Below are 15,352 nucleotides of genomic sequence, written 5' to 3' on the forward strand. Positions count from 1 at the left end.
TACGTAGTTTCACCATGTTAGCATTCGCAAACAATAATGATAATGCGAATAACTATCATTTGCTTTCAAATAAAGTTAACCCAATGAAAAATACAGATAAATTACTTATTGCAGCTATTACAGGCAGTTCATTTTGTAGTTTTTATACACATGCAGCTCAATATAACCCCGATAACCATATTAAGGTTGCGGTTAAATCGGATGCGCACGCAGAGACAGATGATCCTTTATCGTCTCAAACGATAACAGAGCAGGAAATAAAGGATTCACCATCGTCTAATAGTAACCTAAGTGATTATTTGAAAGCCGTCCCCGGTGCCCGTGTGGAGAGTAAATCAGAAACAGGATTTACCAATGGTGAGATTAAACCGCTCTCTGTTTCCATTAACGGTGCGCCTTCAGAACAGACGGCGTATATGATAGACGGGGTGAATATTAATAACGATATCGACCCGGCATCCTCCTTATTTGATGGCACCATGGGCGTCAATCCGAATAAGAGTTCAGAGCAGGCTTATTTCTTTGATGCGAAACTGCTTTCGGGAATAACGGTTTACAGTAATAACGTTCCGGCAAACCTGGGCGGATTTACCGGCGGGGCAGTTGTGGCGGAAACCCGGCAGTACAGCGGAGAAAATCACGCATCAGTCAGTTACCGTACCACCCGGTCTTCCTGGGCATCATTAAAAGCGGATGAGGCGGTAAAAGAAGCGCTGGATAAAAAAGTCCCCAACGGAATGAATGCAGAATTTCAGCCCGTTTATAAAAAAGAATTCTTTAATCTGACGGCGGAATACGGATTAACGGAGAATACCGGTATGGTATTCGGCTTCAGCCGCCGTGATTCTGATATCCGCCAGACCCGGATGCTGAATTCGAAAGGAGAGACGGATAACCGTAATCACACCCGCCGTTCCGATAATATGCTGGTCAATTTTAACTGGACACCGGATACCGACCGGACGCTGGAAGCCGGGTTCCGTATGTCAGATTATAAAGAGGGTAAATTTTACGCCAATAATATTGATAATAACGTCAATGATACCCATCAGGCTTACGGTACGACGATCCGGTATATTCAGTCTGTGCCGGGCGGTAAACTGACATCAACAGCAGCGTATGACAAGTTTTCCGATAAACGCCGTTCCAACAGTACCGAAGCCAGTGTGGTGACTGACCTGGATACCGGTCTTGATTTTGAGGAAGGCGGATATGGTAACAGTCAGCTGACGCAGGAAAATATCAATTTAATTCTGGATTATAATACTGATCCCGTATTCTTCGGAAATACAGAGCACGTTTTCAATACCGGGGCCGATTACCGTCATACGGCATATGCGTTTAAGCGGGATGAAGATGTTCACTCAACGGTATCATTTATTGACAGCACCGGCCGGGATGTTCTTTTAAGTGAACTGACCGCGTCAAAAGGAACCGTAAATACCTCTCACCAGAATTATGCGCTTTATGCTCAGGACACGATTAAAACCGGTGATTTCACATTCCGTCCCGGTTTACGTCTGGAACGGGATAATTATTTAAGTAACACAAATATCGCTCCCCGTTTTACGGCTTACTGGCAGGCATTACCGGATACCCGGTTTAAGTTCGGACTTAACCGTTATTACGGACGTTCATTTGCCACGATGAAGTTATCCGGGAAAATACTGGAACTGAATCAGGATCGTACCCGGGATTACCGTTCACTGTCACATTTAAGTACGCCGCATTCAGATGAATTGAACTTCGGTGTTAATCAGGACTGGAATAACTGGCGTATTTCCGCGGATTATACATACAGAAAGTATAAGCAGCGGATTGTGGTTAAGCGCAGTACTCAGGATGATAAGAAAGTTGATTCATTCACCAACGGCGATGATTTCAATGCTCAGATTTATACGCTGCAAATAACTAATAAAACACCGTGGACTCTTGGTGCGACAGAGTGGAATACCACATTAGGTGCTGACTGGCTGAATACCGGCAGAGCCGATCTTGAGAAAACATTAGATCCGGATGAGGCGGTTATTCTTGATGGCCGTCTGATGTCCCGTGCTCAGATGGAAAAAGAAGTCAATAATAATGAAGAGGAGTGGATGGTCCGTCTGGGTGTTGATATGAAGATCCCGGATAATAATATTACCTGGTCGAATAAATTTTATATTAAAGCACCGGTCCATTCTTATGCAGAAACCAACAGTACGGATGATATTACTGTTTATAAAACGCAGAACTTCGGAACACATACTCAATGGGATACCAGCCTGAGCTGGCAGCCGGCTATTTATGGTTCACATCAGCTCTATTTCCGTGCCGAAGTACTCAATGTGCTGAACCAGGTCAGGAAAATGGAAAATAAAGGCTACAGTTCAAATGAATACGGAATTTATACTCCGGGACGTGAATTCTGGCTTGAAGTCGGTTATGAATTTTAATTGAGACATAAGCAACTGCCGGCGGAAAATTCTGTTTTCTGCCGGCAGGCCCATGGCAAATTATTGTATGAATAGCAAATCCGAATTAAATAAAAATAAATTTATCAAACAGGTCTGGAGCCTGGCCTGTCCGTACTGGAAAAGCCGGGAATGGAAAATAGCCTGGCCGCTGATTATTTCTGTTATTGCACTTAATTATATTGTTGTTGAAATTGCGGTGAAATACAGCGACTGGAACCGTGATTTTTTTAATCTGATGCAGAATAAGGACTGGGATAATTTCTGGCCGATGCTGAGCCAGTTTGTTCTGATCATGGCGGTTTATTCTTCTGTCGATCTTATTGAAGAGTATTTGCGCAGGACATTACGTATCCGCTGGCGGGGCTGGCTGACAGAGCGGTTTCTTACACAGTGGCTGAGCCATAAGCGCATTTACCGGCATCAGCTTTTATATAAAGAAAGTGATAATCCGGATCAGCGTATTGCTCAGGATATAAAAGAATTTTGCGACCAGACATTGCAGCTGGGACTGGGATTACTGCGGACTGTCACCAGCCTGGTGTCTTTTACCGTTATTTTATGGAATCTTTCCGGAACGCTGACATTTGAACTGGGCGGAATGACATGGGTAATACCGGGATATATGGTGTGGGTGGCAATACTGTATTCCGTTATCGGTACATGGCTAACCCATAAAATTACCAGAAAACTGATCCCGCTGACATTTCAGCAGGAAAAATGCGAAGCCGATTTTCGTTTTCATCTGATGCGGGTAAAGGAATATGCGGAATCGATCAGTTTTCTGCGCGGTGAAAAGGCGGAATTATCCTCATCAAAACGGTTATTCGGAAAAATATGGCAGAACTGGCAATATCTGACCGGAATGAAAATGAAATATCAGGCCTTTAACAGCGGATATAATGAGGTTGCCCGTATTTTCCCGTATCTGGTGGCATCGCCGCGACTGATGAGCGGCAGTCTGCAACTCGGCGATATGATGCAGACCGCAACCGGATTTTACCGGGTACAGGAAGCATTCAGCTGGTTTGTCGATTCTTATGAGTCAGTGGCAAACTGGCGGGCAGTCACCGGGCGTCTGGTGACATTCAGCTCACAGCTCGATTCTATTACCGGCACCGGCACAATCCGTCAGTCTGATTCTCCCGAATGGTCTGAGTTATCGGTATTTTTACCGGATAACCGTCCGGTTCAGGAAAATATGTCCGGCGCCTTTCCGGACAGCAGCGCAATAACAGGTCCGTCGGGATGCGGAAAAAGTACATTCCTGCGCACACTCGCCGGATTATGGCCGCATTATAAAGGTTCATTATCCATGCCTCCGGATAATAACTGCATGTTTATTCCCCAGAAACCGTATTTACCGGAAGCCACACTGCGGGAAATTTTAATATATCCCCATATTCACGGGGAATATGACGATGTATTGCTGGCCGGTGCATTAACGGATGTGGGACTCAGTCATTTTATTCCTGAACTGGATACCGGGAAAAACTGGCAGCACACATTATCCGGCGGAGAACTCCAGAAAATAATGCTGGCGCGGTGTCTGATACAAAAACCGGCCTGGCTGTTTCTTGATGAGGCCTTATCTGCACTCGATGAGGAAAATTATAAAACACTGAGCCGGTTACTCAGGGAAAAACTGGCTCACAGTCATATTATCGAAATATCTCACAGGGAAGACGTGAGCAATGATAAGCCCGGGTTGATTTTATGAAAAAAATACTACTGATAACCGGTATGTTATTTATTCTGGCTGCCTGTTCCGGTCAGCAGACACAGGTTAATGACCTGCTGAAAATGAAAACTCTCCGGTATGACCCGGCAATAGAAACCGGTACGCTGAATAACGGATTCCGTTATTTTCTGGCGGAAAACAGCACACCGGAGAAAAAAGTGTATATCCGGCTGGTTGTTAATGCCGGGTCAATGAATGAGGATGATGACCAGAGAGGCGTTGCACATATTGTCGAACATATGGCATTTAACGGAACAACGCATTTCCCCGGTAATAAGCTGATCCGTGACCTGGAAAAAGCAGGATTAAAATTCGGTATTGATATTAATGCATTCACCGATTTTGAAAATACGGTCTACACATTAAATCTGCCGGACAATGACCCGGCAAAAATTAACCTTGCACTGGATATTGTTGCTGACTGGGCAGGGCGGGTAACCATAAATCAGGCGGACCTGGATGCAGAAAGAGGCGTTGTTCTGGAAGAGTGGCGCGCCAGACTGGGGGCCATGCTGCGGCTGGGGGATAAAAAGAGCGCCATAGAGATGGCGGGGTCGCGCTATGCATTACGTGACCCTATCGGGGATGCGGAAACAATACAGCATGTCAGCCGTAAACGGGTGGCTGATTTTTATTATCGCTGGTACAGACCGGATAATATGTCTCTGGTAGTCGCCGGGGATATTAATAAACAACACATCCTGTCTCTGCTGAAAACAAAATTAACAACGCTTCCGGTCAGAAAAGATCCGCCTGAGATGATTGATTATTCTGTACCGTTGCCGGAACACTGGCGTGCGGCTTTTGTTCATGAAGATGAAATCCGGACACCGGCGGTGGAAATCAGTTTTTTCAGTCCTTATCAGGAGGATTATTCACTGGCCCGTTATAAGGATGACCTGGTTAATCAGATTATGACCCGGCTGATAAATATCCGGTTACAGCATCTGGAAAAAGAGAATGATGAGTTTATCAGTACCGCAAATTATTACTCTTCAGCGACCGGACGGGAAACCATACAATCTGTATTTTCCCTGCAATTATCAGATGAAAAATATGATGAAGCCACGCTGAGTATTTTTAATTTTCTTGCCGCTGTTGAGCAGCAGGGGTTTACACAGGCTGAGCTGGATGAAGAGCTTGAGCGGTTAACCCGGCTTAATGAAAAACAGAAAGATAAAACCATTTACAGTATCGATCTTGCGGCGGATATGATGACGGCGGCAGCCAGCCATCAGCTGCTTGCAGGGCAGAATGATAAATTTCTTCTCAATCGCTATTATCTGAAAAATATCACCTTAGCGGATGTGAACAGCGCATTTAATACTATGACAGCCGTGAAATCCCGGCTGGTGATGATCACGTATCCGGAGAAAATACAGCCGCAGGCCATGGATGCGGCAGCACTGGAAAAAAGCTGGATTGAAAGCCACCGGTTACCACAGAAAAAATGGGACCCGGCCGCAGAACAAATAACGGAACTACCGGATATTAATGTCACGGCCGGCAGTGTGAAATTTATCAGAACGGTTGAAGAATATAATATCAGGGAATATCAGCTGAGTAACGGCAGCCGGTTAATCTATCAGTACAATAATGATAATCCGGGGAAAGTGTTCTTTAAAGCGCTGACACCCGGCGGATTACGATCAGTACCGGATGACGATTATCATGCGCTGCGGATTGCCGTCAGCCTGACGGATGAAACCGGTTTTGGCCGTTATCCGCTATCCGCATTACAGGCTGTTTTTAATAAAAGTCCGGTGGTGATGTCAACATTACTCGATGAACATCAGCAGGGGTTTTCCGGCTGGGCAGAGACGGATAATCTTGAAAAAATTCTGACACTTTTTCATCTGAAATTAAATGAAAGCCGGGTAACGGAAAAAGTATGGCGTAAATATAAATCAGAAACGGATAAACAGCTGGCGGAGAATAATAAAGACAGTCAGCATCTCTTTATGCAGAAAATATCATCACTGCGTTATCCGGGAAAACATACCATATATGATGCCACACAGCAGGATCTTGACGCACTGAGTGCGGAAAAACTGACGAAGTTGTATGAACGCTATATCAGTAATAAAACCGATTTTACGTATTTTATTACCGGTGATATTCAGCCCCGCGATGCGGAAAAAATTGCAGGAAAATATCTGGCATCTGTTGGTGTAAAAAAGGATGGCAGAAAACCCGTTGCGATTGAAGCCGGAACACCGGAAACACCATTAATTGTCAGGGGATTGCAGGAGCCGCGGGCGGAAGTGGAGATCTATCTTGTCCGAAGAAATGGCTGGCGGCCGGATAATGCCTATTATCTGGAGATCGGCGGCGAGCTGATTCAGGAAAAACTGCGGGAAAAATTACGTGAGGAAGCATCGGGTGTCTACAGTGTCACCGCATGGTTCTGGCATAACCCGTCTGAAATACAGGATGAGGGGCGGATCATGTTCACCTGTGCACCGGAACGGGTGGATGAACTGATTGCCCTGAGTGAACGCGTACTGACGGAATTTGAGCACAACGGGATTGAGCGGCAGGTATTCAGAAATAAAATCGTTCAGAGCCGCGATATCCTTGAGCGAACCCGTCATTCGGTGACCGGCATACTGGAAGATATTGAACGCAGTTATATGCTGACCGGCGGCCCGTTATTAATCGGTGCTTCACTGCGGGCAAATGAAAAGGCATCTCCGGAAGAAACTGAAATGGTTTTACAGGACTTTTTACGTCATGCCGGAAAATTCCATGCGGTATTACTGCCTGCGGAGTAATCAATGAATCGCTGCAAACTGGCCGGTTTATTCTTTTCTCTGTGTCTTCACGGCGGACTGCTTATTTTTTTATTCTGTATCAGCCGGGCTGATTATGCGGAGAACGGCAATATCCGTGCGGATAACCGCAATGCCATGTTATTGCTGCCTGCGCCGGAAAAGGCGGAGGAACACTCTCCGGATATCCCGGAACAGAGCGCGGAAAGTCCGTTGCCGGTGATAAGCCCGGCAGCGGATAAAAAATCAGAATGGCAGGCGGAAAAAAACAGAAAAAAACGTGAGAATAAACCGCGGCAGAAAATTAAAAAGCCGGTTACTGCACCGCGGCATGATAAAGATGTGCATAAACCGGCAGAGGTTCCGGATACCGGTTTACAGTCATCTCTGTCGGCCGGAAATCATAACCTGACAACAGCCGATACCGTTGCCGGACAGCAGAGTGACGACGACCTGTGGTTATACCGGGAAAAAATGCGCAGAGAGATCCTGCGGTATATTTATTATCCAGCCAGAATCAGAAAGGTCAGCGCAGCCGTTGATATTAATGTCAGTATTTCCGGAACCGGCGCGCTTTCTGACCCCGTGGTGATCAGAAGTTCGGGTAACCGGATACTGGATAAAATTGCCCTCGGTGCGGTCAGTCAATATCAGCCGGTGGGGATCCCTCCGCCGGGGTTAGACAAAAGCATTGTCCTGACGGTGGATTTTATTAAGTAAACTGCGTGTTTGTTTGCATGTCCGGTATAAAAAATCATCTGTGTCATAAAATAACGACATTCATCATTTTTAATGTCTCCAAAAGGAGACATCTAATGCATTGATATTTAAAGAGGTAAAAAAGAGCAAAAAAGACTGTCGCAAATCGGAGACGTTTTTTCACAAAACAACGGGAAAACCGGGAAATAATTCAGTTGTGGCAGTATCCGTAAAATAACAGAAGGATAATATTAAATATTTTTCTTTAAATAACATCATGTTAATTTTTAATTTTGAAAGTTGGCACGGCGGTTGCAATATCTTCTGCAGTTGCTCATTCAATTTTTTATGTCGGCCCGCAATATGGCGGAAACATGCCACATAAGCCCGGGAATGATGCCAGAGTAAGGTGCCTACCGTCCGTTAATACCGATAATTGCGCAAGCTTTATCAGACACAGGGCGACACGTTGAGTGAGGCACCACCTTAATCTCACTGGCGGGACGGCAGGAAACTGTCGTCCCGTCATCATTTTATACCTTCCCTGCATTCTTTCTGTTCTCTTTTTCTCACTGATGCACGCTGATCCTTTTCTCTTATCCCGGAACCGGTTAGCATCATGGACATGACAACAGGTTAAGAGATGATAATCTTGAAAAAATGGCGATTATTTCCGCGTTCGCTGCGTCAGCTGGTTGTGGTGGCATTCTGTCTGGTTCTGCTGCCGTTGCTGGGACTGGCCTGGCAGGCGTATCAGAGTTTTGATGAGCTGAGTAATCAGGCGGCGCAAATCAGTATTTCAACAGTACAGGATGCGCGGCGCAGTGAGGAAATGTCGAGCCTGGCGCTGGAAATGGAGCGCAGCTACCGCCAGTACTGTGTGCTGGGAAATGAAACCCTGAAAAATGTCTGGCATAAACAGTATCTCAGCTATGAGAACTATCTCACCCGCCAGAAACAATCCACGCCTGATCCGCGCTATACTGATGACATCGCCGCCAGTCTCGGGCAGTTGTCCGTCCTGCAATGTGAAAACGGTGAGCCGGTAGCGGCTATGATGACCCATCTCGAAGCCTTTGCCCGCAGTAATGCTGACCTGGTGCAGGCTATCCGCGAGGCCAATTTCCGGCGCGGTGAAGAACTTCAGAATGCCATCGCCCGCAAAGGGCAATCGTTCGGCTGGCAGAGCCTGCTGGTGTTTGTCCTGAGTACCGGGCTTATCATTCTGTTTACCCGGATGATTATCGGGCCGGTGAAAGTTATCGAGCGGATGGTTAACCGGCTGGGAGAAGGCCGTAATCTGATACAGCGCCTTGATCATTTTAACGGCCCGAGAGAGCTGCGTTCACTGGCACTGCGGATTGTCTGGCTGAGTGAACGTCTTGACTGGCTGGAATCCCAGCGCCATGAATTTCTGCGTCATATTTCTCATGAACTGAAAACACCGCTGGCCAGTATGCGTGAAGGTACTGAACTGCTGGCTGATGAAGTGGCGGGGCCGCTGACAACTGACCAGAAAGATGTTGTCTCTATCCTGAGTGAAAGCAGCCGTCATTTACAGGTTCTGATTGAACAGTTGCTGGAGTATAACCGCACTCTGGTGGACAGCCCGACAGAAGCCAAATGGGTTAACCTGGATACGGTAGTGCATGGGGTCGTTAATGCACACAGCTTACCGGCGAGAAGCAAAGAAATCACTACGGAAGTCGGGCTGGATGAGACAAGTGTCTGGGCAGAGCCTGTCTTATTAACACGTGTACTCGATAATCTCTATTCAAATGCGGTACACTATGGCGCTGAATCGGGTAAGATCCGGATAACCAGCCGGAAAGCCGGTCAGCATATACAGATTGATGTCGCCAATACCGGTACGCCGATCCCGGAGGAAGAACAGGAAATGATCTTCGAACCGTTCTACCAGGGATCGCTTCAGCGCAAAGGTGCTGTCAAAGGCAGCGGGCTGGGACTGAGTATCGCCCGGGATTGTATTAACCGGATGGGCGGCGAACTGATATTAGTCGGTTCTGAAGGTGCGGATGTGTGCTTCCGTGTTCAGCTTCCGTTCCACACCTTACTGGAATAACAGGTCAGCATTAACTTGAAAATGACATTTAAGTCCCTGATTGCCGCCGTCCCGCTGTTGCTGGCCGGCTGCGTAAAAACCGCAACACCGCCGGATCTCTCTGCACTGGCTTCTGTTGTTCTGCCGCAGGAGCGGACGACGGATTACCGGATTGCGGATTGCCACGCTATCTGGGAACTCAACTCCGCAGCGGCAACAGAAAACGGCCTTTACTGGTTGCGGATGATCGACTGCGCTGATCTGCTCAGCAGTGACACGGCCCGCATTATGGCGGGGAAAATAACACCCGACAGCTGGGATACCGCATTCCGCCAGAGTATTTTACTGAATAATACCGGCTCGTCAGCGAATGATAAACGCAGGGTGCTCGATACCCTGAATACCTACAGTGCCGGGTTCCCGGTGTCACTGCGCCCGCTGATGACCCTGTGGCGTGACCAGCTGAAACAGGCGATAGCCCTGAGTGATGAACGCCAGCGCTACCGCCGTTTGCAGAGTGATACTGATGGTAAAATTGATCAGTTGCGCGCGGTAAACGCCCGTCTGCAGTTTGAATTACAAAATACCACCCGCAAGCTCGATAACCTGAGCAACATTGAGCGCCAGCTGGCCGGCCGCAAACAGCCGACCAAAGCAGAGGCGGAACTGGAAAACACCCTTGAAGAGCGTCGTGAAGCCTTAGAGGAAGCGGCAGGTACGGCAGAGCAGAAACCGGAGGAAGTCAAACCGGAGCAGGCAAAACCGGCTGATGATATTAAACCGGCCGATGGAGCTAAACCGGCCGATGGTGTTAAACCAGCCGATAGTGTTAAACCAGTCGATAGCGTTAAACCAGTCGATAGTGTTAAACCGGCAGAACCGAAAACCGCCGGAAAACAACCGGCACAGGATAAAAAGGAGTAACCCCGGCATGACAGCACGCCGCAGCGCAAACTTATTATTGGTTGATGACGATCCGGGTTTACTGAAACTGCTGGGAATGCGCCTGAGCAGTGAAGGTTTCCGGGTATCAACGGCAGAAAGCGGCCCTGAAGCGCTGAAGGTTCTCAGCAAAGAAAAGATTGATCTGGTCATCAGTGATTTGCGGATGGATGAAATGGACGGTATGGCGCTGTTTGCCGAGATCCAGAAAACCCATTCCGGGATGCCGGTGATTATTCTCACTGCCCACGGTTCTATCCCCGATGCGGTGGCGGCCACCCGTGAGGGCGTTTTCAGCTTTCTGACCAAACCGGTGGATCGCGATGCCTTATATAAAGCTATCGATGATGCACTGGCGCTTTCCACCACCACGGTCAGTGATGAATCCTGGTGTGAGAGTATTGTTACCCGCAGCCCGCTGATGCTGCGTCTGCTGGAACAGGCGCGCATGGTGGCGCAGTCCGATGTCAGTGTTCTGATCAACGGCCAGAGTGGTACCGGGAAAGAGGTACTGGCACAGGCCATCCACAAAGCCAGCCCGAGAGCGAAAAAACCGTTTATTGCCATTAACTGCGGCGCATTGCCGGAGCAGTTACTGGAATCTGAATTGTTCGGCCATGCCAAAGGTGCCTTTACCGGTGCCGTCAGCAGCCGGGAAGGGCTGTTCCAGGCGGCGGAAAGCGGTACGCTGTTTCTCGATGAAATCGGGGATATGCCGATGCCGTTGCAGGTCAAACTGCTGCGTGTTTTGCAGGAGCGTAAAGTGCGCCCGCTCGGCAGCAACCGCGACATTGATATTGATGTCCGCGTGATTTCCGCGACACACCGCGATTTACCCAAGGCGATGGAAAAACACGAATTTCGTGAAGATCTTTATTACCGCCTCAATGTGGTTAACCTGAAAATTCCGACACTCCATGAGCGGGCAGAAGATATCCCGCTGCTGGCCAATCATATTCTGCGTGAAGCGGCAAAAAAACATAAGCCGTTTGTCCGCAGTTTCTCTCCGGATGCCATGAAATGTCTGATGGGCGCAAGCTGGCCGGGTAACGTCCGTCAGTTACTTAACGTTATCGAGCAATGTGTGGCGCTGTCCACCGTGCCGGTGATCAGTGAGGCGCTGGTGACACAGGCTCTGGAAGGCGAAAATACCGCATTGCCGACTTTTGCGGAAGCCCGTAATCAGTTTGAGCTCAATTACTTACGCAAACTTCTCCAGATGACCAAAGGTAACGTGACCAATGCCGCACGGCTGGCGGGGCGTAACCGGACAGAATTTTATAAATTGCTGTCCCGTCATGAGCTGGATGCGGCCGACTTTAAAGAATAAGCAAAGAATCGGCTCTGGCCGGCACATTTTGCTATCATCTTCATTATTAGCTGTTTTATTATTAATTTTTACATACGGTGAGACTCATCCCGGGAGAGCAGGATTTTATGCGTCGTACACTTAATATCGCCCTGGCCCAGCTGAATTTTCTGGTCGGAGATATCGAAGGCAATGGTGAACGTATTCTGAAAACCATGGCGGAACAACAGGCAGCCGGAGCTGACCTGGTCATGTTTTCCGAACTGGCATTGTCCGGATATTCGCCGGAAGACCTGGTTTTTCGTCCCGATTTTCATCAGCGGATAGCACAGAGCCTTACCCGGATACAACAGGCCAGCGGTGACTGCGCTGTGCTGGCGGGGCACCCGTGGCAGGAAAACGGCCGCATTTATAATGCTCTCTCTTTGTTTGAGAAAGGGGAACTCCGCGCCCGTTATTTCAAACAGGAACTGCCGAACTACGGTGTGTTTGATGAAAAACGCTGGTTTACAGCGGGTACTGAAAGCTGTGTGATCGATTTCCGTGGTTACCGTCTCGGGTTACTCATTTGTGAGGATATCTGGACTGACGGCCCTGTTGATGCGCTGAAGGCCGCCGGGGCTGAAGTCATCCTTACGCTGAATGCATCGCCGTATTCCACTGATAAAATTGATACCCGGGATGTGCTGATACAGGCACATTGCCGCCGTACCGGGCTGCCGCTGGTGTATCTCAATCAGGTCGGCGGCCAGGATGAACTGATTTTTGATGGTGATTCTGCTGTTTTCGCAGCTGATGGCAGCGTAACGCATCGTCTTGCTGCATTTTCAGAGCAAATCGCGCAATGCCACTTTACCGATCTGACCATCACACCGATGGCGGATCCGGCACCGTCGTTATCTGTCCTTGCGCAGGTTTATCAGGGGCTGGTGCTGGCGACACGGGATTATGTCCGCAAAAATGGTTTTCAGGGGGCATTGCTGGGCTTGTCCGGCGGGATAGACTCCGGCCTGACCGTTGCGATTGCCGCCGATGCACTGGGCAGAGATAAAGTGCAGGCGGTGATGATGCCGTTCCGCTACACCTCCGATATCAGCATCCACGATGCCCGTGAGCAGGCAGAGCTGCTGGGGGTGGAATTTGATGTGGTGTCGATTGAGCCGATGTTTGACGCCTTTATGCACGAACTGGCGCCGAAATTCGCCGGAACACAGGCCGATACGACCGAAGAGAATTTACAGGCCCGCTGCCGTGCTGTGATCCTGATGGCAATGTCTAATAAGCGCCGCCGCATTGTGCTGACCACCAGTAATAAAAGTGAATGTGCTGTCGGTTACTCCACACTGTACGGGGATATGGCCGGGGGCTTTAACGTCCTGAAAGATGTGCCGAAAACCATGGTGTTTGAGCTGGCGAGATACCGCAATACGCTGTCACCGGCAATTCCGGAGCGGGTTATCACCCGTCCGCCGTCTGCGGAGCTGGCACCGGGTCAGCTGGATCAGGACAGCCTGCCGCCGTATGACATCCTGGATGCATTGCTGGCCGGGTATGTTGAAAAAGATATGTCCGCAGATGAGCTGATTGCTGCCGGGTTTGATGAGGCGGTAGTCCGCAAGGTTATCCGGCTGGTGGATATCAATGAATACAAACGCCGCCAGTCACCGGTGGGGCCGCGCATTACCGCCCGGAACTTTGGCAAAGATCGCCGTTACCCGATTACATCCGGGTTTGGCCGCAAAAATTGGTAACAGGATCTGACAATGAAAAAGATTGAGGCAATTATTAAGCCGTTTAAACTCGATGATGTCCGCGAAGCACTGGCTGAAGTCGGGATCACCGGGATGACCGTGACAGAAGTGAAAGGGTTCGGCCGCCAGAAAGGGCATACCGAACTGTATCGAGGTGCGGAATATATGGTGGATTTCCTGCCGAAGGTAAAAATCGAAATTGTTGTCGCCGATGACATTCTCGATACCTGTGTGGAAACCATTATGCAGACGGCGCAGACCGGTAAAATCGGTGACGGTAAAATCTTTGTGTTCGATGTGGCACAGGTGGTGCGGATACGTACCGGTGAACAGGATGAAGATGCTATCTGAGTTCTGCTGATCATATCGGTCAATCATATTCATCCGGCGGCTGTTATTTCTGACACCGCCGGATTTTTTTATCTGTCAGCAAAAGGAGAAAGCAGTGCGGACAATACATGTACGGGTAATACAATGGATCGTTGCGGTATGTGCGGTGGTTATTATGCTGGTGATGGCCGGGGTGATTATTGTGCAGTTTGCACTGAAAGATCCCGGTCAGCATGAATTACCGGCGCTGTTTGCGCAGGTTTCCGGAATGAATTTAAATAAAGAGGAAAGCGAAGAGCTGGAAACATGCATTCAGTCGGCCAAAGTGATGTATTTTTCACAGGCAGTAAAAAAGTGTGTGAACCGGGCGCGGTATAAAAACTGAAAAAATAAGAACTAAAAAAAGAACCAAAAAAAAGAGTAACAGTGAACCGGGCGAAAGGATGGGGTAGATATAAATTCGGCGGTTATGTTACTGTCACTCGTATGTGATGTATTTTAAACACATATGCTGAATATCCGGCGTGTTGCTATTGTTGTTCTGTCGCGGTTATAAAGTTTTGTGCAGAATAAAACTCATAAACAAACAATAATATTCCGAAAAGTAACGAATGTTCTTTGAAAGATATTTGTTTTTTCTCAGGAAGGGTATATAGAGTCCGGTAAAATATTTATGCTGTGAAAATACAGCCGGAAAGTTAATAAATAGTGTAATGTCACACTATTGTTAATCAACTTTTCCTCATCAAAGATATCACCTGTCAAATTGCAGTTATTTATTCAACCCTGCCTGCCTGAATAATGTCTTAATTTCTCTGCTATCCGCATACTTTTAATTTAAATATTTAATTTCAATACAAACTTAATTGATTGATTTATATGGCTATAGTTATTGTCAGCGAATGGCGGTGACGTCTTCGAAATATCTGATTTATTATTACAAAACGGGTAAGGTGATGACTTTTTATAAAAGCACGGGTATCGTAATTGCAACAATCTTATTATCTGTGTGCTCAGGGGTAACTGCACAACATAAAATGAAAGTACCCGCGACAAACATGCCTGCATTGACGGGTTTATTTTTCTCAGAGGCATAAATCAGGGGCTGTTTAACACTTGTTCCCGGAATTACAGCAATATCAGTCGCAATTACACATTACATAATATTAACAACATAATATTAACAATACAATATTAAAAAAATCATGAATGGCTATTTCTGATGAACTACTATCAATGACCCTCAATAAGAAGCCTGGTGTGCTGAAGTACAGTACACCGCCTTTGTTTGGGT

The 15,352-nt window shown here is 47.7% G+C and carries 10 protein-coding genes; all 10 read left to right on the plus strand.

Going from position 1 to position 15,352, the window contains the following annotated elements; genetic code table 11:
* The first annotated feature begins 83 nt into the window (after positions 1-83).
* The 10 genes from AAZR23_RS02480 (at position 84) to AAZR23_RS02525 (ending at position 14,443) form a co-directional block, all read left to right on the plus strand.
* The gene (locus AAZR23_RS02480; RefSeq protein ID WP_434690345.1) at positions 84-2,435 is read left to right on the plus strand and encodes a TonB-dependent receptor plug domain-containing protein; all 2,352 of its coding nucleotides are present in this window, start codon (positions 84-86) and stop codon (positions 2,433-2,435) included.
* A gap of 67 nt (positions 2,436-2,502) precedes the next feature.
* Positions 2,503-4,173 carry an ABC transporter ATP-binding protein/permease gene (locus AAZR23_RS02485; protein WP_434690348.1) on the plus strand — a complete coding sequence of 557 codons (1,671 nt, stop codon included), beginning with the start codon at positions 2,503-2,505 and terminating at the stop codon, positions 4,171-4,173.
* Positions 4,170-6,968, plus strand: a complete 2,799-nt coding sequence (locus AAZR23_RS02490; RefSeq protein WP_434690350.1) for an insulinase family protein — start codon at positions 4,170-4,172, stop codon at positions 6,966-6,968. The genes AAZR23_RS02485 and AAZR23_RS02490 overlap by 4 nt, the downstream gene beginning before the upstream one ends.
* Positions 6,969-6,971: 3 nt before the next feature.
* On the plus strand, positions 6,972-7,685 hold the full coding sequence (locus AAZR23_RS02495) for a TonB family protein (RefSeq protein WP_434690353.1): 714 nt from the start codon (positions 6,972-6,974) through the stop codon (positions 7,683-7,685).
* Between the two features lie 622 nt (positions 7,686-8,307).
* Positions 8,308-9,747 carry a sensor histidine kinase gene (locus AAZR23_RS02500; protein ID WP_046892520.1) on the plus strand — a complete coding sequence of 480 codons (1,440 nt, stop codon included), beginning with the start codon at positions 8,308-8,310 and terminating at the stop codon, positions 9,745-9,747.
* Between the two features lie 21 nt (positions 9,748-9,768).
* Entirely contained in the window at positions 9,769-10,650 is an 882-nt protein-coding gene (gene qseG, locus AAZR23_RS02505; protein ID WP_434690356.1) for a two-component system QseEF-associated lipoprotein QseG, read from the plus strand.
* 7 nt (positions 10,651-10,657) lie between these two features.
* Complete coding sequence (glrR, locus tag AAZR23_RS02510; RefSeq protein ID WP_046892519.1) at positions 10,658-11,998, plus strand: two-component system response regulator GlrR; 1,341 nt, start codon at positions 10,658-10,660, stop codon at positions 11,996-11,998.
* Positions 11,999-12,105: 107 nt separating this feature from the next.
* The gene (locus tag AAZR23_RS02515; protein WP_434690359.1) at positions 12,106-13,728 is read left to right on the plus strand and encodes an NAD+ synthase; all 1,623 of its coding nucleotides are present in this window, start codon (positions 12,106-12,108) and stop codon (positions 13,726-13,728) included.
* A 12-nt stretch (positions 13,729-13,740) separates the two neighbouring features.
* Positions 13,741-14,079 carry a nitrogen regulatory protein P-II gene (glnB, locus tag AAZR23_RS02520; protein ID WP_046892517.1) on the plus strand — a complete coding sequence of 113 codons (339 nt, stop codon included), beginning with the start codon at positions 13,741-13,743 and terminating at the stop codon, positions 14,077-14,079.
* 94 nt (positions 14,080-14,173) lie between these two features.
* Positions 14,174-14,443 (plus strand): hypothetical protein, encoded by a 270-nt coding sequence (locus tag AAZR23_RS02525; RefSeq protein ID WP_166707440.1) that lies wholly within the window; start codon positions 14,174-14,176, stop codon positions 14,441-14,443.
* The last annotated feature ends 909 nt before the right edge of the window (positions 14,444-15,352 follow it).

The organism is Morganella sp. Je.2.23 (genome assembly GCF_051129855.1).
Lineage (GTDB): Bacteria > Pseudomonadota > Gammaproteobacteria > Enterobacterales > Enterobacteriaceae > Morganella > Morganella sibonii.